Source organism: Pseudomonas sp. NY15435 (genome assembly GCF_048068295.1).
In the GTDB taxonomy this organism is placed as follows: Bacteria; Pseudomonadota; Gammaproteobacteria; order Pseudomonadales; family Pseudomonadaceae; genus Pseudomonas.
In genome coordinates this window covers 224,916-246,807 of the sequence record NZ_JBLUQA010000010.1, presented here as the reverse complement: position 1 = coordinate 246,807, position 21,892 = coordinate 224,916, and the positions used below count along the sequence as shown (strand labels likewise).

The window sequence follows — 21,892 nt, the reverse complement described above, 5'->3', positions numbered from 1 at the left end:
GGAACAGGGGGAATGACCCGAAGCGCCTCCCTGGCCCAACTCGGGTGCCGGCTTTACGGGCCGGGACCACAATACCTAGTGGTGTTGAACGTTACGTTGCAACACCCGTACCGCATTTCCATCGACATGAATCGCTCCTTGCGGGCTGGGCCGCGTGGCACATCAGTACGTCTGGAATACGTTGTGGTGGAACCGGAGGAGCCGTGGAACAGGCTCGGGATTTCGACTTTCTTCTTGTGTCCGGTCCGTGGTGGCAACCCCAAGATGTAGGGGTATACCGCAACGGGGATACAAGATAATGCGCTATGGGGGTGTTTGCAAGGCGGGGAGAAGGGGAAAAGCTGTGGATAAAATGTGCATGGAATGTGGGTGAAGCGGGGTAACTCGCGCAATCCCTGATGCTGACTGCCTTTCGCCGTTCGTCGTGGTTGGCGAGAGAATTTTCACACGCTTCGGAGGTGCTGCTCGGGGAGGAACACTACCACAATATGTAGTGTTTCTGTCGCAGCAGCCCTTGACCTTTTCGCGCAATGCCTGCTTACGCCGATGGCGTGCCGCAGCGCCGGCAATCTGGCTACAATGCCGGCCGCTTTTGCGGGCTCGCTATGGTAGCTCTCTATAGTAAGCATGCCCGCGCTCGCTCATGGCGCATCAGGAGGCAAGGTGGAACAAGAAGCGCGCATTCTCATCGTCGAGGACGACCAGCGACTGGCCGAGTTGACCCAGGACTACCTGGAGAGCAACGGCCTGGTGGTGTCCATCGAGTCCCATGGCGGCAAGGCGGTGGAGCGGGTGCTGGCCGAGCGGCCGGACCTGGTGGTGCTCGACCTGATGCTGCCGGGGGAGGATGGGCTGTCCATCTGCAAGCGCCTGCGCCCGGATTACGACGGGCCGATCCTGATGCTCACCGCGCGCACCGACGACATGGACCAGGTCCAGGGCCTGGAGATGGGCGCCGACGACTACGTGTGCAAGCCGGTGCGCCCGCGTGTGCTGCTGGCGCGCATCCGCGCCCTGCTGCGCCGCAGCGAGCCGGCCGAGGCCGCGCCGGCAGTGGCGGGCAAGCGCCTGACCTTCGGCAAGCTGGTGATCGACAATGCCATGCGTGAGGCCTGGTTGGACGAGCAGACCATCGAGCTGACCAGCGCCGAGTTCGATCTGCTCTGGCTGCTGGCGGCCAACGCCGGGCGCATCCTCTCCCGCGAGGAAATCTTCAACTCCCTGCGCGGCATCGAGTACGACGGCCAGGACCGTTCCATCGACGTGCGCATCTCGCGCATCCGCCCGAAGATCGGCGACGACCCGATGCACCCGCGCCTGATCAAGACGGTGCGCAGCAAGGGCTACCTGTTCGTCGGGGAGCTCTGAGCCATGAGCGCCGTGCCACCCTTCCCCGAGCTGCACGGCGAGCGCTTCCGCCTGCGCGCCTTCACCGATGCCGACCAGCCAGCGGTATTTCGCGCGCTGTCGCATCCTGAGGTGATCCGCTACTACGGTGTCTCCTACGCGACACTGGAAGCCACCCGCGAGCAGATGGAGTGGTTCGAGCGCATCCATAGGGAGAGCAGCGGTATCTGGTGGGCGATCTGCCGGCCGGATGCGCCCGAGGACATCGTCGGCGGCTGCGGCTTCAACAACTGGCAGCAGGAGCACCGTCGTCTGGAACTGGGCTACTGGCTACTGCCCGAGCATTGGGGGCAGGGCGTGATGGGCGAATGCCTGCCGCTGATCTTCCGCCACGCCTTCCGCGACATGAACGTGCACCGCATCGAGGCCGAGGTGGAGCCGGAGAACCTCGCCAGCGGCCGCCTGCTGCTGCGCCAGGGGTTCATGCTGGAAGGCCGGCGCCGCGAGTGCGAGGTGAAGGACGGCGCGTTCGTCAGCCTGGATTACTACGGGTTGCTCAACCCGGCGGAAGTAGTGTGAGTCCGGTGCCCGGGCTGGCCCTCACCCCAGCCCTCTCCCGGAGGGAGAGGGGGCAATCCGTGCCGGCTGCGGATTCGGTTTCATCCTGCCGGAGCAGAGGCCAACTGCGTGGATTCTTTGGAGCGCCGAGCTTCCTGCGCACTCCACACAGTCCCCTCTCCCCCCGGGAGAGGGCTAGGGTGAGGGCGCTCTTCAATAGCGCCGAACCCACCCGGAAAGCCCGGCCATGAAATCCATCTTCCTGCGCATCTACGGCGGCATGCTGCTGACCCTGGTAGCGGTTGCCGCGCTGGCGGTGCTGACCCTGCACCTGGTCAACGATGTGCGCGGCGAGCGCTACCGCGAGGACCTGGCGCGTGGCACCTTCCGCCTGATGGCGGACGAGCTGCTGCCCATGAGCGAGGTGGACCGCAAGCGTGCGCTGAGCCAGTGGAGCCGCCTGCTCGGTATTCCGCTCAAGCTCACCAGCCTGGATGCGCTGGGCATGGAAGGACGCAGCCGGGCACGGCTGATGAACGACCAGGTGCTGGTACAGGCCAGTGCGCCCCATGAAGTGAAGGTGATGACCCAGGTGAGCGCGGCGGAAGGGCTGATCCTCACCGGCGAGGTGGAGCAGGTCAGCGAGCAACTGGCGCGCGCCACCATCTATTTGTTGATGGATGAGCTCAAGCGCTACCCGGCCAGCGAGCAGCCCTATCACCTGGCGCGTATCGTTCGCGACAAGCGCTTCGGCTTCGAGGTGCACCTGCTGCGCCTGAAGGAAGTCGACCTCGACGACGACCAGAGCCGTCGGGTGGAGGAGGGTGACACGGTAATGGCGCTGGGCAAGGGCGGCGATTCCATCCGCGTGCTCTCGGGCATCCTCGACACGCCCTGGGTGCTGGAGCTGGGGCCGATCTACCAGATGAACCCGTACCCGCCGCAGTTGCTGACGATCATCGTGGTCGTCGCGCTGACGCTCATCGGGCTGACGCTTTACCTGCTCATCAGCGGGCTGGAACAGCGCCTGCGCGGCCTCGAATCCGCCGCCACGCGCATTGCTCGCGGCAGCCTGGATACGCGCGTGGAAGTGCGCGGTGCGGACTCGGTGGGTCGTCTCGCGGGGGCCTTCAACCACATGGCCGAGCAACTGCACCTTCTGCTGACGGTGCAGCGCGAACTGGTCCGTGCGGTATCCCACGAGCTGCGCACACCGGTGGCGCGGCTGCGCTTCGGGCTGGAGATGATCGAGTCCGCCGAGACCGACAAGGCGCGGCGCAAGTACATGGAGGGTATGGACGGCGACATCCAGGACCTCGACCAGCTGGTGGACGAGATGCTCACCTACGCGCGGCTGGAGCAGGGCTCCCCGGCGCTGAGCTACCAGCGCATCGAACTGGGCGCGCTGGTGGAGCAGGTGGTAGCGGAGATTGCCCCACTGCGCCGGGAAATCAGCGTCACCTGCGAGCCGGGTGCGCTGGTGCCGTTCGACCAGGGCAGCTGGATCGAGGCTGAGCCGCGCTACCTGCACCGCGCGCTGCAGAACCTGATGACCAACGCGCTGCGCTATGCCGAAGGGCGGGTGCGGATCAGTTACCGGGTGAGCGTGGACCGCTGCCAGGTGGACGTGGAAGACGACGGCCCCGGCGTGCCACAAGCGCAATGGCACCGGCTGTTCCAGCCGTTCTTCCGTGCCGACGACAGCCGCGCGCGGGTTACCGGCGGGCACGGGCTGGGGCTCTCCATCGTGCGGCGGATCATCCACTGGCACGGCGGCCGCGCGCAGATCGCGAAAAGCGAAGTGCTCGGCGGGGCGTGCTTCACGCTGATGTGGCCGCGCCGGCAGGCGCCCAAGGTCGAAGACGATATTTGACCTTGAAGTCAAAAAATGCAGAATGCTGCGGTGCCGTCACGAGCTGATGGCGCCCACCGGGTCGCTCTGCATCTTCCTCCAGTGAAACAGCTCTCCTAAGAGGTATTGCAGAGTCACCGGTATCGTTATGTAATTTTTGCTATAACGAGCGCTGGTAGGCGGGGCAGTGGGGCCTGTCAGCGACAGGCCCGCGCAGGGTTTCAGGCAGGAACACCGAGGATCACATGGGACGCTTTGATCACTGCAGTCGCTTTTACGCCGGGCGCCAGGCCCAGCTCGCTGACCGCGTCGCGGGTGACTACCGCGACCACCTCGGTGCCACCGGACAGGCCCAGCACCACTTCGGCGTTCACCGCGCCATCGGTGACGGATTTCACCGTGCCGCTCAGGCAGTTGCGCGCGGACAGGCGGATGTCCTCGGCCTCGGTCATCAGCATCACCCAGGGCGCCTTGACCAGCGCGATGACGTCCTTGCCCTGGGCCAGGCCCAGGCTCTTCACGCTTTCCTCGGTGACGATCGCCACCAGCTCGCTGCCGCCGGGCAGGGCGACCACGACTTCGGCATTGACCGCACCGTTACGCAGCTGCTTGACGCTGCCCTTGAAGACGTTGCGTGCACTGACCTTCATGAACTGACTCTCCTGAATTGCTTGTATGGCCAATCACTGGCCGGACGTGTCACGGGGCTGAACTGAGTGTATAGCCCAGCCCGCGCCAATCGAAGTGTTAAAACAACAACCCACTGGAGCATCACGATGAAACACCGCTTCGCAAGCCTGTCCCTGCTGGTCGCTTCCTGCTTCACCCTGCACTCGGCGCTGGCCGATGAAGTGCAGGTGGCCGTCGCCGCCAACTTCACCGCGCCGATCCAGGCGATCGCCAAGGACTTCGAGAAGGACACCGGCCACAAGCTGGTCGCCGCCTACGGCGCCACTGGCCAGTTCTACACCCAGATCAAGAACGGCGCGCCGTTCGAGGTCTTCCTCGCCGCTGACGACAGCACACCGAAGAAACTCGAAGCGGAGAAGGAAATCGTCCCCGGTTCGCGCTTCACTTATGCCATCGGTACCCTGGCGCTGTGGTCGGCGAAAGACGGCTACGTCGACGCCAAAGGCGAGGTGCTGAAGAAGAACGAATACAAGCACCTGTCCATCGCCAACCCGAAAGCCGCGCCCTATGGCCTGGCTGCTACCCAGGTGATCGACAAGCTCGGCCTGAAGGACACGGTCGCGGGCAAGATCGTCGAAGGCCAGAACATCACCCAGGCCTTCCAGTTCGTCTCCACTGGCAACGCGGAGCTGGGATTCGTGGCGTTGTCGCAGATCTACAAGGATGGCAAGGTGACCAGCGGTTCCGCCTGGATTGTCCCGGCTGACCTGCACGACCCGATCCGTCAGGACGCCGTGATTCTCAACAAGGGCAAGGACAGTGCCGCCGCCAAGGCCCTGGTCGAGTACCTGAAAGGGCCGAAGGCCGCTGCGGTGATCAAGTCCTACGGTTACGAACTCTGAGCCTTCAAGGAATAGCGATGCCCCTCACGCAGGAGGATTTCCTGGCCATCCGGCTCACTATCGAGCTGGCCGCCCTGAGCACCCTGATCCTCCTGCTGATCGGCACGCCGATCGCCTGGTGGCTGTCGCGTACCCGCTCCTGGCTGAAAGGTCCGCTGGGGGCGGTGGTGGCGTTGCCGCTGGTGCTGCCGCCGACGGTGATCGGCTTCTACCTGCTGATCACCATGGGGCCCCACGGGTTCATCGGTCACGCTACCGAGAGCCTGGGCCTGGGGCGCTTGCCGTTCACCTTCGCCGGGCTCGTGGTGGGCTCGGTGTTCTATTCGCTGCCCTTCGTGGTGCAGCCGTTACAGAACGCCTTCGAGGCCATTGGCAACAAACCGCTGGAGGCCGCCGCGACCTTGCGCGCGAGTCCCCTGGATACCTTCTTCTCCGTGGTCCTGCCGCTGGCGCGGCCGGGCTTCATCACCGCCAGCATCCTCGGCTTCGCCCACACGGTGGGTGAGTTCGGCGTAGTGCTGATGATCGGTGGCAACATTCCGGGCAAGACGCGCGTGGTGTCGGTGCAGATATTCGATCACGTTGAGGCCATGGAGTATGCCCAGGCACATTGGCTGGCCGGCGGCATGGTGATCTTCTCCTTCTTCGTCCTGCTGGCGCTCTATGCGAGCCGCCGCAGCCGTTCGGCCTGGGCCTGAGGTGGGCATGTCGCAAGAGCTTTCCGCGCGCGCCATCGAAGCCCGCTTCCAGATCGCCTACTCGGGCTTCAGCCTGGACGTCGACCTGCAGTTGCCGGGCAAAGGCGTGACGGCGTTGTTCGGCCATTCCGGCTCGGGCAAGACCACTTGCCTGCGCTGTGTGGCGGGCCTTGAGCGGGCACCGCTCGGCCGGCTGGTGGTGAACGGCGAAGTCTGGCAGGACAGCGCCACGGGCGTGTTCCTGCCGCCGCACAAGCGCGCGCTGGGCTATGTGTTCCAGGACGCCAACCTGTTCGAGCACCTGTCGGTGAAGCGCAACCTCACCTACGGCATGAAGCGCGTGCCGCGCGACCAGCATCGTGTGGAGCTCGAGCAGGCCACCGAACTGCTTGGCATCGGCCATCTGCTGGAGCGCATGCCGGGGCACCTGTCCGGTGGCGAGCGCCAGCGTGTCGGCATGGCTCGCGCGCTGCTGACCAGCCCGCGCCTGCTGCTGATGGACGAGCCGCTGGCGGCGCTGGATCTCAAGCGCAAGGCAGAAATCCTGCCGTACCTGGAGCGCCTGCACGACGAACTGGATATTCCGATTCTCTACGTCAGCCATTCGCCGGATGAAGTGGCGCGGCTGGCGGACCACCTGGTGCTGCTGGACCAGGGGCGTTCCATCGCCAGTGGCCCGGTGATGGACACCCTGGCGCGCACTGACCTGCCGATTTCGCATCTGGAAGATGCCGGCGTAGTCATCGATGGCCACGTGGTTTCCCATGATCCTGATTACGGTTTGCTCTCGGTTTCTCTGCCGCACTGCGAGCAGCGCATCCGTCTGGCCCACACACCGATGGACAAGGGCAGGGCGCTGCGCATCAAGGTACAGGCGCGGGACGTCAGCCTGAGCCTGGAGCCAGCGGCGCACAGCAGCATCCTCAACGTACTGCCGGCAACCGTGGTCGAGATCGTTTCGACGGACAATCCGGCGCATCTGCTGGTGAAGCTGGATGTAGCTGGCAAGCCGCTGCTGGCGCGGATTACCCGATATTCCCACGACCAGCTCGGCCTGCAGATCGGCCAGGCGGTATGGGCGCAGATCAAGTCAGTGGCATTGCTGGCCTGACGCACCTCTTTGTAGGAGCGAGCTTGCTCGCGAACAGCCGTGGCAGAGGAAGTTCTGGTGCGACGAAGGTTCGCGAGCAAGCTCGCTCCTACAGAAAGAAAAAGGGCGGCTCATGGCCGCCCTTCTTCATTTCACTCCATGCCTTACAGCAGCGGGATGGTGTAGCTGACGATCAGGCGGTTCTCGTCCTGGTCGCGCTGGCTGGGCACGCCCGGAGTGGAGGCCGCCGGCAGGCCGCTGCGCATGGCGGCGTTCTTCCAGGCCAGGCCCAAGCCCTTGAAGGTGCCTTCGGGTACCACGTAGCCCAGGGCGATGTCGCGCTCCCATTCGCCCTTGTCGCCTTGCTTGGTGTCGATGTTGTCGGCGTTCAGGTAGAGCACGCTGAAGGTCAGGCCGGGCACGCCGAGGTCGGCGAAGTCGTAGGCGTAGCGGCCGATCCAGGTGCGCTCGCCAGCGCGGTTGAACTTCAGCAACTGGGCGTCGGAGATCAGGTAGGTACTGGTGCCTTCGCCGTCGCCGCGGTTCAGGTAGGGGAAGTCGCTGTCGCCGGTCAGCACCTGGTAGCCGGCGCCGATGCTGTGGCCGCCCAGGGCGTAGGTGAACATGCCGCTGTAAACGTTGTTGTCGACTTCGCCCTTGAGGCTGTTGCCGCCGTAGTAGCCGCTGCTGACATAGCCGTCGGCGCGGCCGGAGGCGCTGCCGTTCTTGCCGTCGGAATCGCTGATGAACACACGGATATCCGACTTCAGGGTGCCCGGTCCTACAGCCAAGCTATGCACGAGGCCGAGGTAGTTCTGCTTGTAGAAGTTGTCCAGCTCGCCGTAGTAGTACGACAGCGTCAGGTTCTTGGTCGCCTTGTAGTCGCCGCCGGCGAAGTAGAACTTGTTGCTGTCGCGGGAGCTGGCAGAGCTGCCGTTGGCGCCGGCGATGGACATGCTGCGCCAGTCGGTGGAGTTGCGGCCCTTGGTGTGGGTCAGCTGGCCGCCGGTCAGGGTCAGGTTGTCGATGTCGGTGGAGGTGACCTGGCCACCTTCGTAGGTCATCGGCAACAGGCGGGCGTCGTTGTAGACCACCACCGGCAGCTTGGGCTGCAGGGTGCCGTAGCGGAATTCGGTCTTGGAGACCTTCGCCTTGGCGGTGAGCCCTAAGCTGCTGAACTCGTCGACGGCGCTGCCATCGCTTTCCAGCGGGAAGATGGTGCCGGGCTGGCGATCGACGCCGGCCTTGCCGGACTTGCCGCCGCCATCCAGGCGTACGCCGAGCAGGCCCAGGGCGTCGACGCCGAAGCCCACGGTGCCCTGAGTGAAGCCGGAGGAGTAATTGAGCATGAAGCCCTGGCCCCATTCTTCCTGCTTGCTGGGCGAGGCGGTGCCGTTGCGGTTGTCGGTGTTGATGTAGAAGTTGCGCAGGGTCAGGCTGGCCTTGCTGTCTTCGATGAAGCCGCCGGCGTGGGCCGATTGCGCGATGAGGCCGAGCGAGCCGGCCGCAATGGCGAGCGCCAGGGTATTTCTGGTCATTACGTTTGCTCCGATGGTCATTTCTTTTTGTGGGGACCCCAAGAACCAGACGTTGCCGTTTGGGTGTATAGAATTCTATATACCGATAGTCCTGCTGACGATTCCTCTGAAGGCAATATCCGAGGATCAAAAGAGGTACGGGAATGTCTGGGCGGCGTGCATAACGCCAAATTCTGACTTTTAAGTCAAGACTTTCAGATGTGTCTGTCAGTCGCAGCGGTCGGATCGCTGCTCTATATCGAGGGAATGGCCACCAGGCTCAGCAGGCGATCATCGAACAGGCTGAACTGCCCGTCGATTTCTTTGCCGTGATGCCATTCCTCCGACAGGTCGGTAAGCAGGCGCAGGCGCGCGTGCCCCCCGGCGGACCAGCTCAGCAGCTCGGCGTGCTCGAAGTAGAAGCGCTTGCGCACCAGCGGGAAGAGCGCCTTGAACAGGCTTTCCTTGAGGGAAAAGGTGAGGGTGACCTGCAGCGCCGCCTGCCGCGGATCGAGGCGCGCCAGTTCGTCGGGCGTGAGGATTTCTTCGGCCAGTCTTTGTGCGCGCGCGGTTTCCAGGCGGTTCTCCACGTCCAGGCCGAGCCCGCGCCAGTGGCTCTCGTGCGCAACGATGGCTGCCGCCCAGCCGTCGCCGTGGGTGATCGAGCCACAGAATCCCGCCGGCCAGACCGGCGCGCGCTCCTCGTCGGTGCCCGGTACCCAGGCCGCCGAGCCTGCTGCCAGCAATGCCGCGCGGGCGCAGATTCGCCCCGCCAGGTACTCGGCCTGGCGCTTGGCGACGGAGCGCTGGATGTTGGCCGGCGCCTCGACGCAGCTCTGGGAGAAATCCCCGGCGTGCAGGCGCTGGCGGTCGAAGTGAGTGCTGCGCAATTGGCAGCCGGCCAGGGGAGTGGGCAGCGGCCAGTCGGCGTCGAGTGGGGTGCAGAAATCGGGGAGGGCAGTCATGGAAGCATTCTGCCGCGCCAGAACGTGGCTCACCAGTCACGCGGCACTTACATTCCTTTGCAAACCTTCACCAAAGGCGTACGGATTCGTCCTACAAGCTTTGACACACTGCGCACCGCGTTCCCAAGGGGACGCAGGTGAGGTTGTTGTTGGAGTGCCGCCAAGGCGGGCTCTGACCTTTACACTTGATTGAGTGCGGGAGCCCGAATGGGCTCCCGTTTTTTATTGCCCGGCGTTTTTACGCGCCCTCAGGCTTCACGTCGAAGACTTCCTTGAAGAAGGCCTGCAAGTCCGCCCAGGACTTCTGGTCGGCGGTCTTGTCGTAGCCCACGTCCAGGCCATGGCCTTTGTGCTTGTCGGCGTCCGGGCTGGTGAAGCTGTGCTTGGCGCCCGGCTGGATGACCAGCTTGTAGTCGGCCTTGGCGTTGTCCATCTCGCTTTTGAAGGCGGCAACGCTTTCCGCCGGTACCAGGGTATCGGCGCCGCCGTGTTCCACCAGAATTTTCGCCTTGATCGCCCCCGGCTGCGCCGGCGTCTGGGTCGCCAGCACGCCGTGGAAGCTCGCCACGCCGGCCAGTGGCAGGCCGGCGCGGGCCATGTCCAGCACCACCTTGCCGCCGAAGCAGTAGCCGATGGCGGCGATCTTGCTCGGGTCGGTCTGCGGCTGCTTCTTCAGTAGCTCAAGGCCCGCCTGGAAGCGCGCCTTGGCGGCGTCGGCGTTCTTCAGAGCCTCGGCCATGAAGGCCTTGGCGTCGTTGGGATGCTCGGTATGCTTGCCGTTGCCGTACATGTCGATGGCCAGCGCGCTGTAGCCCAGCGCGGCGAGGTCGCGGGCGCGGCGCTTGGCGTAGTCGTTCAGGCCCCAGAATTCGTGAACGACGATGACGCCGGGACGGATGCCGGATTTGGCATCGTCGTAGGCGAAGTAGCCGATCATCTTCGTGCCGTCAGTGGACTCGTAGGGTATTTCCTGGGTCTTGATCGCGGCTGTGGCGCTGGCCGCAAAGGCGAACAGCAGCAGGGCGGTGAGCAGTCGCATGGTGTCTCTCCGTGGCGTTGGCCGTGGCGTTGGCCGTGGCGATGGGCGATAGGTGCGGGCCCCAGAGAAGATAGCCGGTGACGCGGAAAACGCCCGTGCAGCCTGCATGCAACCGCTCAAGAGCGCGGTTGTTGGTCGCAAGATAGAAGGAGGGGCGAGTGAAAAGTCCGACAGCCTCGTCTACCCTTGCGCCCATGTCCTGACCCGCGAAGCGATAGGCCGATGTTGGACCTGAGCACCTGGAATCTGACCATTCCCCAACGCGGCCCGGCCGCGACCATTTCCACGGCGAAACTCAGCCGTGATTACCAGAGCCCGTATTTCCGCCGTAGCGCCGATGGCGTGGAGTTCTGGGTGCCGGTGAACGGCGCCCATACCAGCGGCAGCGAATATCCCCGTACCGAGCTGCGCGAGACCAAGCCCGACGGCCGCCTGGTGACCTGGCGCTATCCGCTGGCGGAGAACCTGATGGTCGCTACCCTGCGGGTAGAAGCTGTGCCGTCCAGTCGACGCATGGTGATCGGGCAGATCCACAGCAACGGCAGCGGCAGCGCCGAGGCCCTGCCGCTGGTCAAGCTGGTCTACCAGCAGCGCCTGGACAAGGCGCGGGTACAGGCGCTGGTTCGCGATCGGCCCGACGACATCACCACGCGTACCTATACCGTCTATGACGGCATTCCCCTGGGCGATACCTTCACCTACCGGCTGGGCGTGTCCAGCAGCGGAGTGCTGAGCGTGCAGGTCAAGGACGGTCAGGTCAGCCAGCAACTGGACACGAAATGGGCCTACCAGGGCCTGTACTTCAAGGCAGGTCTCTACCTGCAGGACAATCGCGGGCCCGCCAGCGAAGGCGGGCGTGCCACCTTTACCGATCTGAGCATTCGACACCAATGAAGACTTTCTCCTCCGCACGCCGAGTATCGCTGGCCTTGTCCCTGCTGCTGCCGGCGACACTGGCACAGGCCGCGCCCGGCGACGATTTCGCCAGCTGTCTGAACCGCCTGCAGGGCGCCGCCCAGGCCAAAGGCGTCAGCGCCGCCAGCTTTGCGCAGTTCACTCAGGGCCTACAGCCGGACATGACCGTGCTGCCGCTGCTGGACGCCCAGCCCGAGTTCACCACGCCGATCTGGGACTACCTGGCCGGGCTGGTGGACGACCAGCGTGTTGCCGACGGCAAGGCGCGGATGGCCGAACATGCCGACCTGCTGCGCAAGGTCGCCGCGCGTTACCAGGTCGACCCTGCCACGGTGGTGGCCGTTTGGGGCGTGGAGAGCGATTACGGCCGCATCACCGGCAAGCGCCCGCTGCTGGTGTCGTTGTCGACGTTGTCCTGCTACGGGCGGCGCCAGTCGTTCTTCCAGGGCGAGTTCATCGCCACCCTCAAGCTGCTGCAGCAGGGTGATATCCGCGACAGCGGCATCACCGGCTCCTGGGCCGGCGCCTTCGGCCAGACGCAGTTCATGCCTTCCACCTACGCGCGCATCGCCGAGGACTTCGACGGTGATGGCCACCGCGACCTGGTGGGCAGTACCGCCGACGCCTTGGCGTCCACCGCCAACTACCTGCGCAAGGCCGGCTGGCGGGAGGGGCAGCCGTGGGGCTACGAGGTGAAACTGCCGGCGGGTTTTGATGCCTCGCTGGCCGGGCGCACCAAGCGCCGGGCGCTGTCGGACTGGACCGCTCGTGGCGTGAAGCGAGTCGACGGCAAGCCGATCCCCAGCATCGACTCCAAGGCGGCGATCCTGCTGCCGGCCGGTGCCAACGGGCCGGCTTTCCTGGTGCTGCGCAACTATGACGCGATCTATTCCTACAACGCGGCGGAAAGCTATGCGCTGGCCATCGCCCTGCTGTCTGACCGACTGCGCGGCGAGCAGGGCCTGCGCACGCCCTGGCCGACCGACGATCCGGGCCTGAGCCGGGCGCAGCGCAAGGAACTGCAGGAGCTGCTGATCCAGCGTGGCCATGACATCGGCCAGGCTGACGGCATGATCGGCGACGTGACGCGCAAGGCGATCCAGCAGGAGCAGAACAAGCTTGGCCTGACGCCGGCGGATGGGCGCGCAGGGCAGAAGATTCTGAAGGCGCTGAAGGGCGGTTGATCGATCCCTTCTGACTCAGGGGAAGCCCCGGCACTGGCCGGGGCTTTCCGTTTGTGGCGGCGATTGGTTCGCGAGCAAGCTCGCTCCCACGAAGAGCAGCTTTGTTCGAGGGTGAGCGTAACGCACCACTGTAGGAGCGAGCTTGCTCGCGAACCCCTTGACTCCGGCGGCGCCGAGAGCCGATCGCGGACGGAGTCCGCTCCTACGCAGGTATCAGGTTTCGTAGGAGCAGCCGTCTTCTTCAGGTAAGTCGGCTCCTGCGCATTCCTCTCACCCCAACCCTCTCCCCCAGGGAAAGGGTTGGGGTGAGGGGTGGGCTTCGTCCGCGATCGTGGCTCAGGCGATATTCACTGCCAGCCCTTCACCCCCGTCATGTCCGGCAAGTGGTGGGCGATACCCTTGTGGCAATCGATGCACGTCGCCTCGCCCGAGGCCAGGGCGGTGGAGTGCATCTGCCTCGCGCGCTGGCTCTGGCGGGTGAAGTCCATGAACTGGAAGTTGTGGCAGTTGCGGCATTCCAGCGAGTCATTGGCCTTGAGCCGCGCCCATTCGTGTTCGGCCAGTTCGCGGCGATGGTCGAGGAACTTCTCCCGCGTGTTGATGGTGCCGAAGATCTTGCCCCAGACCTCCTTGGAAGCCTGCATCTTGCGCGCGATCTTGTCGGTCCACTTATGCGGCACATGGCAGTCGGGGCAGGTGGCGCGCACGCCGGAACGGTTGCTGTAGTGGATGGTGTCCTTGAGTTCGGCGAAGACGTTGTCGCGCATCTCATGGCAGGAGGTGCAGAACTGCTCGCTGTTGGTGGCTTCCAGCGCGGTGTTGAAGCCGCCCCAGAAGATGATCCCGGCGATGAATCCGGCCAGCGTCAGGAAGCCCAGGCTGTAGTGCACGCTGGGCCGGCGCAGGACGACCCAGTAACCCTTGAGCCAGGCGAATAGTGCTTTCATGGCGCCTCCTCAGGGGTTGCCGGTGGATGTGCCGTCGTCGGTGCTGGCGGATTTCCCGGCGGCCGCATCGCGCCGGAGAATCTTGTCGATGTCCTCGAAGGTATTGCCCACCAGCGGCTGCACGTCCTTCTGTGGCACGTGGCACTGCACGCAAAAGTAGCGGCGCGGCGCCACGGCGGCCAGCACCTGACCGTCGCGGTCCATGTAGTGGGTGATGCTGATCATCGGTGCCTGCACCCGCGCGCTGTTGGCGCGGCTGTGGCACGACAGGCACTTGTTGGAGTTGGTATCGATGCGGTAGCCGGCGATGGTGTGCGGGATGGTTGGCGGCTGTTCGGGGTAGGCGCGTTCGCGGCGGATGTCCTTGTTCTCGTCGTTGGCCAGGGGCGGCGCCGGGCGGTCCTGGGAAATGGTGCCGCCAGGACGGCGGCCGTCCGGGGCGGGCGCGTCCAGTGGGTAGTTGACGTCGGCGGCCAGGGCCGGCAAGCCGATCAGCAGCAGGAGCAGGGCGGGCAGTATCGGTTTCATCGCGCGTTCCTCAGGCCAGGCTGACCAGTTCGATGCGCACCGCGCATTTCTTGTAGTCGGTCTGCTTGGAGATCGGGTCGGTGGCGTCCAGCGTGACCTTGTTGATCAGCTTGTTGGCGTCGAAGAAGGGCACGAAAACGAGGCCCTGCGGCGGCTTGTTGCGGCCGCGTGTCTCGATGCGCGCACGGATCTCGCCGCGCCGGCTGATCACCTTCACCTCGCTGCCCCGGCGCACCTTCAGGTCGCGCGCGTCGTCGGGGTGCATGTACACCACGGCATCCGGCACGGCCTTGTAGAGCTCCGGCACGCGCTGGGTCATGGAGCCGGTGTGCCAGTGTTCGAGCACGCGGCCGGTGGAGAGCCAGAAGGGATATTCCTTGTCCGGAGCTTCCGCCGGCGGCTCGTAGGGCAGGGCAAAGATGATCGCCTTCTTGTCCGGGTAGCCGTAGAACTGCACGCCACTGCCGGCGGTGACGTAGGGGTCGTGGCCCTCGCGGTAGCGCCAGAGGGTCTCCTTGCCGTTCACCACCGGCCAGCGCAGTCCGCGGGCTTCGTGATACGCGTCGAAGGGCGCGAGGTCATGGCCGTGACCGCGGCCAAAGCTGGCGTACTCCTCGAACAGGCCCTTCTGGATGTAGAAGCCGAAGGCCTTGGCCTCGTCGTTCTCGAAGCCCTTGGTGATCTCGTCGTTCTCGTATGCGTCGACCTGCCCGTTCTTGTACAGCACCTCGTAAAGCGTCTTGCCCTTGAGTTGCGGCGCCTTGGCCAGCAATTCGGCGGGCCAGACCTCGTCGGTGGTAAAGCGCTTGGAGAATTCCACCAGTTGCCAGAGGTCGGATTTCGCCTCGCCCGGCGCCTTCACCAGCTGGTGCCAGAACTGCGTGCGGCGCTCGGCGTTGCCGAAGGCGCCTTCCTTTTCCACCCACATGGCGCTGGGCAGGATCAGGTCCGCGGCCTGCGCCGAAACGGTCGGGTAGACGTCGGAGACGATCACGAAGTTCTCCGGGTTGCGCCAGCCCGGCAGCACTTCCTGCATGATGTTCGGCCCGGCATGCATGTTGTTGCAGACCTGGGTCCAGTAGACGTTGAGCACGCCGTCCTTGAGCATCCGGCTTTGCTGCACGGCGTGGAAACCGATCTTTTCCTGGATGGTACCTGCGGGTACTTTCCAGATTTTCTCGGCGGTCTCGCGGTGTTTCGGGTTGGTCACCACCAGGTCTGCCGGCAGGCGGTGGGCGAAAGTGCCGACTTCGCGCGCGGTGCCGCAGGCCGAGGGTTGGCCGGTGAGCGAGAAGGGGCTGTTGCCCGGCTCGCTGATCTTCCCGGTGAGCAGGTGGATGTTGTAGATCAGGTTGTTCGCCCAGACCCCGCGGGTGTGCTGGTTGAAGCCCATGGTCCAGAACGACACCACCTTGCGCTTCGGATCGGCGTACAGCTCGGCCAGGGCCTTCAGGCGCTCGGCCGGGACGCCGCTTTCCTTGGCCGTGCGCTCCAGCGTATAGGGTTTGACGAAGGCGGCGAACTGCTCGAAGTCGATGTCGCTCCAGGTATTGGCCTTGTCCGAGTTCTTCGCCTGCTTCTCCAGCGGATTGTCCGGCCGCAGGCCGTAGCCGATGTCCTCGGCGCCGTGGGCGAAGCGGGTGTGCTTGTCGACGAAGTCGCGGTTCACCGCGCCGCTTTCGATGATGTGGTTGGCGATGTAGTTGAGGATGTAGAGGTCAGTCTGCGGCTTGAACACCATCGGTATGTCCGCCAGGTCGAAGCTGCGGTGCTCGAAGGTGGACAGCACGGCGACCTTGACCTGCCCTGCGCTCAATCGGCGGTCGGTGACCCGCGACCAGAGCACCGGGTGCATCTCGGCCATGTTCGAACCCCAGAGCACGAAGGTATCCGTGGCCTCGATGTCGTCATAGCAGCCCATGGGCTCGTCCATGCCGAAGCTGCGCATGAAACCCATCACCGCCGAGGCCATGCAGTGCCGCGCGTTGGGGTCGATGTTGTTGCTGCGCAGGCCGGCCTTGAACAGCTTGTTGGCGGCGTAGCCTTCCCAGACCGTCCATTGCCCAGAGCCGAACATGCCCACGGAGGTCGGGCCCTTGGCCTTGAGCGCGGCCTTGAACTTCTCGGCCATGATGTCGAAGGCGGCGTCCCAGCTGATGGGCTGGAACTCGCCCTGCTTGTCGAACTTGCCGTCCTTCATACGCAGCAGCGGTCGGGTCAGGCGGTCACTGCCGTACATGATCTTGGACAGGAAGTAGCCCTTCACGCAGTTGATCCCGCGGTTGACCTCGGCCTTGATGTCGCCGTGGGTGGCGACCACCTTGTTGTCGCGGGTGGCGACCATCACGCTGCAACCGGTGCCGCAAAAACGGCAGGGCGCCTTGTTCCAGTCCAGGCGGGTCATGTCCGCCTCGGTGACCAGGTTGCTGGCGGAGCTCAGGATCGGCAGTCCGGCGGCGGCCGCGGCGATAGCGGCGGCATTGGCCTTGGCGAACTGGCGGCGAGTCAGGTTCATCGGGCACCTCCGGCCTGGGCGAGCGCGGGTTCGGGGTCAATCTGCGGGTATTCCGGCGATTCGACGATCTCGTGGTAGATCAGCACGGCATTGAGGACGCCGGGCAGGTTCTGGATGGCATTGAGGTTGTCGAGAATGCTCGCCTCATGCTCGGCTTCGAGCACCACGACCAGCTTGCCCTGGGGGCTCTGTTGATGGACTTCCAGGTTCGGCAGGCGCAGCAGGTTGGCCTTCACCGCCTCAAGCAGCTCGGGGCGCGTATGCACGATCAGGCTGGCGATCTGGATGCTCTCTGGCATCTGGGTCTCAGGCATGGTGGGCCTCACGGTTCAGGTGGATGGCGTTACCGGGGCAGGGCGAAACACAGGCGCCGCAGCCGGTGCACAGGTTCGGATCGAGAGTGGGCAGGGACGGGCCGCCCAGCTGCGGGCGGAAGCGGATCGCGCGTGGTTCACAGGCGTCGTCGCAGCTGCGGCAATGGATGCCGGCGCGGGCCAGGCAGTGGTCATCGATCTGCGCGCGCCAGGCAAAGGCCTCGCGGCTCAGGTCGAACACCTCGGCCTCACAGACGCGTGCGCAGTCGCCGCACAGGCTGCAACCGTTGTCGGAGAAGTCCAGCTGCGGATAGCCGCCATCGCCGATACGCAACACGTGCTCCGGGCAAGCGTCGATGCAGGCATTGCAGCGCGTGCAGCCTTCGAGGAATTCGCTGGCGGTGGCAGTCCATGGCGGGCGACGTACTTCAGGCGCACCGCCCAGGCGCCGCAGCAGGGCGCGTCGGGCGAGCATCACGATCCCCTAGGACGGGGGGCCGGGCGGCCCCACCACCAGTTGGTACATCCACACGATAAAGCCGTAGCCACCGACGATGGCCACGGAGAGCAGAGGGAACAGGCAGATCACGAGGAACAGGAACAGCCGGGTTTCCTTGCCTTTATCCGTGCCGGGTCCGGTCTCTTCAGTCATTTGGTCAGCCTCCCGCCAACGACTGGAATCAGCCTAGTCCCTGCTCCGAGTGTGGGCAAAATCCCGCATGCGGTATTCTTTTTTCATACAGCGCTTTCGTTCAGCGATGGTTCAGCGCTCTGACAGGTTCCGTTCAGAGCCCGCCTCGTAACCTTTTCCCCGTCAACACATTACTGACCTCTGACGGGAGAATCCCAATGAAAGCCATGAAGAAAATCGCCCTCGCCACCGCCATCCTCGGTGCCAGCGTCGCCGCTACCGCCGCCAATGCCGCCGACACCTTCGTCGGTATGACCTGGGGCGAAACCAGCAACAACATCCAGAAATCCGATGCGCTGAACCGCAACCTGGGTAACCCGAAATTCGACAGCGTGATCAACAACAGCGGCACCTGGGGCGTGCGCGCCGGCCAGCAGATGGAGCAGGGCCGCTATTACATCACCTATGAAAATGTCTCCGACACCGAGAACGGCCTGAAGCTGCGCCAGCAGAACCTGCTCGGTAGCTACGACGCCTTCCTGCCGCTGGGCGACCAGGGCACCAAGCTGTTCGGCGGCGGCACCGCCGGGCTGGTCAAGCTGGAGCAGGACTCCAAGGGCTACAGCCGCGACAGCGATGTGGGTTACGCCCTTGGCGCCCAAGCCGGTATCCTCCAGGAACTCGGCAAGAACGCATCCGTGGAGGGCGGCTACCGTTACCTGCGTACCAACGCGAGTACCGAGATGAGCCCGCACGGTGGCAGCAAGGTGGGATCCCTTGACCTGCACAGCAGCTCCCAGTTCTACCTGGGCGCCAACTACAAGTTCTGACCGGTACCGCAACCGGGCCCCGCGTGGCCCGGTTGCCTGACTCAGGGAGCACGCGCATGAAACTGCTGGTGGTGGAAGACGAGGCGCTGTTGCGCCATCACCTGTATACCCGGCTGGGCGAGCAAGGCCATGTGGTCGATGCCGTCGCCAACGCCGAAGAGGCGCTGTACCGCGCCAGCGAATACCATCACGACCTGGCGATGATCGACCTTGGCCTGCCCGGCATGAGCGGCCTGGACCTGATCCGCGAATTCCGCAGCCAGGGCAAGACCTTCCCCATTCTCATCCTCACCGCTCGTGGCAACTGGCAGGACAAGGTCGAAGGCCTCGCCGCCGGTGCCGACGACTACGTGGTCAAACCCTTCCAGTTCGAAGAGCTGGAGGCGCGCCTGAACGCCCTGCTGCGTCGTTCCAGCGGCTTCGCCCAGTCGAGCATCGAGGCCGGCCCGCTGGTGCTGGACATCAACCGCAAGCAGGCGCTGGTCAACGGCGAATCACTGCAGCTGACAGCCTTCGAGTACCGCATCCTCGAATACCTCATGCGGCATCACCAGCAGGTGGTGGCCAAGGAGCGCCTGATCGAGCAGCTTTATCCGGACGATGACGAGCGCGACCCGAACGTCATCGAGGTGCTGGTCGGCCGCCTGCGTCGCAAGCTGGAGACCGCTGCGGGCTTCAAGCCCATCGATACCGTGCGTGGCCAGGGCTACATCTTCAACGAGCTGTGTAAATGATCCGCTCGCTGCGTCTGCGGCTGATGATCGGGGCGGCGATTCTCGCCGTGCTGTTCATGGCAGCGCTGCTGCCGGCGCTCCAGCGTGCGTTCAGCATCGCCCTGGAGAACGCCATCCAGCAGCGCCTGGCGGCGGACGTGGCAACCCTGGTGTCCTCGGCACGCATCGAAGGCAATGTCCTGAGCATGCCCGACCACCTGCCCGTGGAGGATTTCAACCTCCCCGAATCGAAGTTGCTCGGCTTCATCTATGACCAGTCCGGCAAGCTGGTGTGGCGCTCCACGTCGGCCCAGGACGAAAGCGTCGATTACTCGCCCAAGTACGACGGCATGATCGACGAGTTCACCCGCATACGCGATGCCACCGGCCAGGAGTTCTTCGTCTACGATGTGGAGATCGACCTGCTCGGCGGCAAGCGCGCGGCCTACAGCATCGTCACCATGCAGCCGGAAAGCGAGTTCCGCGAACTGGTCAGCGGCTTCCGTGACCAACTCTACCTGTGGCTCGGCGGAGCGCTGTTGTTGCTGTTGGGGCTGCTCTGGCTCGGCCTGGGCTGGGGCTTCCGCTCCATGCGCGGGCTGCGCTCGGAACTGGACCAGATCGAGACCGGTGACCGCGAGCGGCTGAGCGACGATCACCCCGCCGAGATGCTGCGCCTGACCGACTCGGTGAACCGCCTGCTGGACAGCGAGCGCGCCCAGCGCGAGCGCTACCGCAACTCCCTGGGCGACTTGGCCCACAGCCTGAAGACGCCGCTGGCGGTGTTACAGGGCGTCAGCGAAACCCTCGCCGACGAGCCGAAGAACCGCGACCAGGTGCAGGTGCTGCAGACCCAGATCGAGCGCATGAGCCAACAGATCGGCTATCAGTTGCAGCGGGCGTCGATGCGCAAGAGCGGCCTGATCCGTCACCGCGCTGCCCTCGACCCGCTGCTGGATACCATCGCCGGCGCGCTGGACAAGGTCTACCACGACAAGCGCGTGAAGCTGGAACGCGACATCCCGCCAGGCTTGGCCCTGCCGCTGGAAAAAGGCGCTCTGCTGGAAATGCTCGGCAACCTGCTGGAGAACGCCTACCGCCTATGCCTGACCACGGTGAAGGTCAGTGCGCGCAAGAACGGCCGGATGTTCGAGCTGATCATCGAGGACGACGGTCCCGGCGTTCCCGCCAGCCAGCGCGAGCGCATCCTCAAGCGCGGCGAGCGCCTGGACACCCAGCACCCCGGCCAGGGTATCGGCACGGCGGTGGTCAAGGACATCATCGACAGCTACGACGGCGAGCTGGCGCTGGAGGATTCCGCGCTGGGCGGGGCGTGTTTCCGGATTCGCCTGCCGGGCTGATCGCGAGTCGGCGGGGATCAAGTTCGCGAGCAAGCTCGCTCCTACAAAAGGCGAATCGGGCACAGGGTTGATCCCTGTAGGGGCGAGCTTGCTCGCGAACACTCACCGCACCGCAGCCCGATGCAAGGAGCTCGCCATGCCCGTCGCATGCGCTCATGACGCGTTCCTTCAGACAGAGGCTGTGCCTTCGTCTCACTCCCCCTGCTGCGCCCGATACGCTCCGGGCGTCAGTCCTGTCCACTTCTTGAAGGCTCTATGGAAGGCCGAAGGCTCGGAGAAGCCGAGCTGGTCGGCGATGTCGTGAATCGAGAGTTCTTCGCGGCCCAGGTAGTAGATCGCCAGGTCGCGGCGCAGCTGGTCCTTCAGCTCCTGGAAGTTCGGCCCTTCTTCCCGCAGATGGCGACGCAGGGTCTGCGGGCTCATGTGCAGTTGCGCGGCAACCTGTTCCAGGTCCGGCCAGCTACGGCAGTCGCGGCCGAGCAGGCGGCGAATCTGGCTGGTCAGGCTGTCGCCGCCATCGGGGCGGGCGAGCAGGTCGGCGGGTGAATTCTTGAGGAAGTGCTTGAGCGTGCGCTCGTCCTGCAGCAGCGGCATGTCCAGGTAGCGTGCCTGCAACAACAGGCTGGTGCTGCCGGCGGCGAAGCAGCGAGGGCAGGGGAACAGCAGGTCGTACTCGGCCTGGTGCTCGGGCGCCGGGTAGCTGAAGGTGGCTTCCTCCAGGCGGATGCGCTGGCCGATCAACCAACTGGCCAGGCGGTGCCAGATCAGCAGCAGGCTCTCGGTGAGGAAGTGGTCCGGGTCGCGCAAGTGGGTCTCGTCCAGGGTCAGCCGGGCGCGGTCGCCGTCGCGCACCAGTTCGATCCGCGGCGCCTCGGGAAACAGGCCGTAGAACAGCGAGCCCCGGCCCAGGGCCTTCTCCAGCGTGCGGCAGTGGATGATCGCGTTGCACATCATGGCGAAGGTGCCGCGCTTGCTCGGCAGGCTGCCGAAGCCCATGTACTCGTCGTCCAGCGCTTCCCAGAGCGTCTGCATCAGGCGGCTGAACTGCTCGGGGTCGATCCGCGCACGGGGCTCTTCGAGGATGGCCGGGGCGATGCCGGCGTCGCGCAGCAGCGCCTGGATGTTCAGCCCTTTGCGTTGCGCTCCGTGGATGGCGGCGCGGACGAAGTGGCTGGCAATGGTGCGTTCTCGCATGTGCGGTCCTTGTTGTTATGGCCGGGCGTCCAGGAGCCGCGCGGTAATCCCGATCGAACCTGATCGGAGTTCTACAATCTACGGTACGAAGGTCGTGGCGGGTACCCGCCAGAGGGCGGGAAACCCGCCAGGGTAAAGGCGGGTTTCCGCCATTTTTCGAAC

22 protein-coding genes are annotated in these 21,892 nt (G+C 64.8%); 11 read left to right on the top strand and 11 right to left on the bottom strand.

The features are described 5' to 3' along the window. Nucleotides 1-663: 663 nt before the first annotated feature. From ACNFH5_RS23035 to ACNFH5_RS23025, 3 genes are all read left to right on the top strand, one after another. Entirely contained in the window at nucleotides 664-1,368 is a 705-nt protein-coding gene (locus ACNFH5_RS23035; RefSeq protein ID WP_416749998.1) for a response regulator, read from the top strand. 3 nt (nucleotides 1,369-1,371) lie between these two features. Next, the gene (locus ACNFH5_RS23030) at nucleotides 1,372-1,926 is read left to right on the top strand and encodes a GNAT family N-acetyltransferase (protein WP_416749996.1); all 555 of its coding nucleotides are present in this window, start codon (nucleotides 1,372-1,374) and stop codon (nucleotides 1,924-1,926) included. Between the two features lie 226 nt (nucleotides 1,927-2,152). Then, nucleotides 2,153-3,778: an ATP-binding protein gene (locus ACNFH5_RS23025; protein WP_416749994.1), complete on the top strand. Its 1,626-nt coding sequence runs from the start codon at nucleotides 2,153-2,155 to the stop codon at nucleotides 3,776-3,778. A 200-nt stretch (nucleotides 3,779-3,978) separates the two neighbouring features. Here the strand turns inward: ACNFH5_RS23025 and ACNFH5_RS23020 are convergent, their stop codons facing one another. Further along, nucleotides 3,979-4,407, bottom strand: coding sequence for a TOBE domain-containing protein (locus ACNFH5_RS23020; protein WP_138526088.1), 429 nt, complete (start codon nucleotides 4,405-4,407; stop codon nucleotides 3,979-3,981). A gap of 126 nt (nucleotides 4,408-4,533) precedes the next feature. Here ACNFH5_RS23020 and modA point away from each other — a divergent pair, with 126 nt between their 5' ends. Genes modA through modC form a run of 3 tightly spaced genes read left to right on the top strand, consistent with a single transcriptional unit; the run spans nucleotide 4,534 to nucleotide 7,098 of the window. After that, nucleotides 4,534-5,289: a molybdate ABC transporter substrate-binding protein gene (gene modA / locus ACNFH5_RS23015; RefSeq protein ID WP_416749992.1), complete on the top strand. Its 756-nt coding sequence runs from the start codon at nucleotides 4,534-4,536 to the stop codon at nucleotides 5,287-5,289. Nucleotides 5,290-5,300: 11 nt separating this feature from the next. Then, nucleotides 5,301-5,987 (top strand): molybdate ABC transporter permease subunit, encoded by a 687-nt coding sequence (gene modB, locus ACNFH5_RS23010; RefSeq protein ID WP_416750011.1) that lies wholly within the window; start codon nucleotides 5,301-5,303, stop codon nucleotides 5,985-5,987. A gap of 7 nt (nucleotides 5,988-5,994) precedes the next feature. After that, the gene (modC, locus tag ACNFH5_RS23005; RefSeq protein WP_416749990.1) at nucleotides 5,995-7,098 is read left to right on the top strand and encodes a molybdenum ABC transporter ATP-binding protein; all 1,104 of its coding nucleotides are present in this window, start codon (nucleotides 5,995-5,997) and stop codon (nucleotides 7,096-7,098) included. Between the two features lie 143 nt (nucleotides 7,099-7,241). Here the strand turns inward: modC and ACNFH5_RS23000 are convergent, their stop codons facing one another. The 3 genes from ACNFH5_RS23000 to ACNFH5_RS22990 form a co-directional block, all read right to left on the bottom strand. Then, entirely contained in the window at nucleotides 7,242-8,615 is a 1,374-nt protein-coding gene (locus tag ACNFH5_RS23000) for an OprD family porin (protein WP_416749988.1), read from the bottom strand. A gap of 233 nt (nucleotides 8,616-8,848) precedes the next feature. Continuing rightward, complete coding sequence (locus tag ACNFH5_RS22995) at nucleotides 8,849-9,559, bottom strand: 4'-phosphopantetheinyl transferase family protein (protein WP_416749986.1); 711 nt, start codon at nucleotides 9,557-9,559, stop codon at nucleotides 8,849-8,851. Nucleotides 9,560-9,797: 238 nt separating this feature from the next. After that, on the bottom strand, nucleotides 9,798-10,598 hold the full coding sequence (locus ACNFH5_RS22990) for a dienelactone hydrolase family protein (protein ID WP_416749984.1): 801 nt from the start codon (nucleotides 10,596-10,598) through the stop codon (nucleotides 9,798-9,800). A gap of 222 nt (nucleotides 10,599-10,820) precedes the next feature. On the opposite strand from ACNFH5_RS22990, the gene ACNFH5_RS22985 reads away from it, so the two are divergent. Both ACNFH5_RS22985 and ACNFH5_RS22980 read left to right on the top strand, forming a co-directional pair. Further along, a complete protein-coding gene (locus ACNFH5_RS22985) occupies nucleotides 10,821-11,492 on the top strand; it encodes a polysaccharide lyase family 7 protein (protein ID WP_416749982.1) in 672 nt (223 codons plus the stop codon). Then, entirely contained in the window at nucleotides 11,489-12,697 is a 1,209-nt protein-coding gene (locus ACNFH5_RS22980) for a lytic murein transglycosylase (protein ID WP_416749980.1), read from the top strand. The genes ACNFH5_RS22985 and ACNFH5_RS22980 overlap by 4 nt, the downstream gene beginning before the upstream one ends. 347 nt (nucleotides 12,698-13,044) lie before the next feature. Here the strand turns inward: ACNFH5_RS22980 and ACNFH5_RS22975 are convergent, their stop codons facing one another. Genes ACNFH5_RS22975 through napE form a run of 6 tightly spaced genes read right to left on the bottom strand, consistent with a single transcriptional unit; the run spans nucleotide 13,045 to nucleotide 17,653 of the window. After that, nucleotides 13,045-13,644 carry a cytochrome c3 family protein gene (locus ACNFH5_RS22975; RefSeq protein WP_416749978.1) on the bottom strand — a complete coding sequence of 200 codons (600 nt, stop codon included), beginning with the start codon at nucleotides 13,642-13,644 and terminating at the stop codon, nucleotides 13,045-13,047. Between the two features lie 9 nt (nucleotides 13,645-13,653). Further along, on the bottom strand, nucleotides 13,654-14,172 hold the full coding sequence (locus ACNFH5_RS22970) for a nitrate reductase cytochrome c-type subunit (RefSeq protein ID WP_416749976.1): 519 nt from the start codon (nucleotides 14,170-14,172) through the stop codon (nucleotides 13,654-13,656). A gap of 10 nt (nucleotides 14,173-14,182) precedes the next feature. Further along, nucleotides 14,183-16,687 carry a nitrate reductase catalytic subunit NapA gene (gene napA / locus ACNFH5_RS22965; RefSeq protein ID WP_416749974.1) on the bottom strand — a complete coding sequence of 835 codons (2,505 nt, stop codon included), beginning with the start codon at nucleotides 16,685-16,687 and terminating at the stop codon, nucleotides 14,183-14,185. Further along, nucleotides 16,684-16,986 (bottom strand): chaperone NapD, encoded by a 303-nt coding sequence (locus ACNFH5_RS22960; protein WP_416750009.1) that lies wholly within the window; start codon nucleotides 16,984-16,986, stop codon nucleotides 16,684-16,686. Before ACNFH5_RS22960 ends, napA begins: the two co-directional genes overlap by 4 nt. A 7-nt stretch (nucleotides 16,987-16,993) precedes the next feature. Continuing rightward, nucleotides 16,994-17,476, bottom strand: a complete 483-nt coding sequence (gene napF / locus ACNFH5_RS22955; RefSeq protein ID WP_416749972.1) for a ferredoxin-type protein NapF — start codon at nucleotides 17,474-17,476, stop codon at nucleotides 16,994-16,996. A 9-nt stretch (nucleotides 17,477-17,485) separates the two neighbouring features. Then, nucleotides 17,486-17,653 carry a periplasmic nitrate reductase, NapE protein gene (gene napE / locus ACNFH5_RS22950; protein WP_169940580.1) on the bottom strand — a complete coding sequence of 56 codons (168 nt, stop codon included), beginning with the start codon at nucleotides 17,651-17,653 and terminating at the stop codon, nucleotides 17,486-17,488. A gap of 197 nt (nucleotides 17,654-17,850) precedes the next feature. On the opposite strand from napE, the gene ACNFH5_RS22945 reads away from it, so the two are divergent. The 3 genes from ACNFH5_RS22945 to ACNFH5_RS22935 are packed head-to-tail and all read left to right on the top strand — an operon-like array spanning nucleotide 17,851 to nucleotide 20,536. Continuing rightward, the gene (locus ACNFH5_RS22945) at nucleotides 17,851-18,462 is read left to right on the top strand and encodes a hypothetical protein (RefSeq protein WP_416749970.1); all 612 of its coding nucleotides are present in this window, start codon (nucleotides 17,851-17,853) and stop codon (nucleotides 18,460-18,462) included. Between the two features lie 56 nt (nucleotides 18,463-18,518). Beyond that, the gene (locus ACNFH5_RS22940; RefSeq protein ID WP_416749968.1) at nucleotides 18,519-19,196 is read left to right on the top strand and encodes a response regulator; all 678 of its coding nucleotides are present in this window, start codon (nucleotides 18,519-18,521) and stop codon (nucleotides 19,194-19,196) included. Beyond that, complete coding sequence (locus ACNFH5_RS22935; protein ID WP_416749966.1) at nucleotides 19,193-20,536, top strand: ATP-binding protein; 1,344 nt, start codon at nucleotides 19,193-19,195, stop codon at nucleotides 20,534-20,536. Before ACNFH5_RS22940 ends, ACNFH5_RS22935 begins: the two co-directional genes overlap by 4 nt. Before the next feature lie 192 nt (nucleotides 20,537-20,728). Here the strand turns inward: ACNFH5_RS22935 and ACNFH5_RS22930 are convergent, their stop codons facing one another. Beyond that, nucleotides 20,729-21,730 (bottom strand): AraC family transcriptional regulator, encoded by a 1,002-nt coding sequence (locus ACNFH5_RS22930; protein ID WP_416749964.1) that lies wholly within the window; start codon nucleotides 21,728-21,730, stop codon nucleotides 20,729-20,731. Between the last annotated feature and the right edge of the window lie 162 nt (nucleotides 21,731-21,892).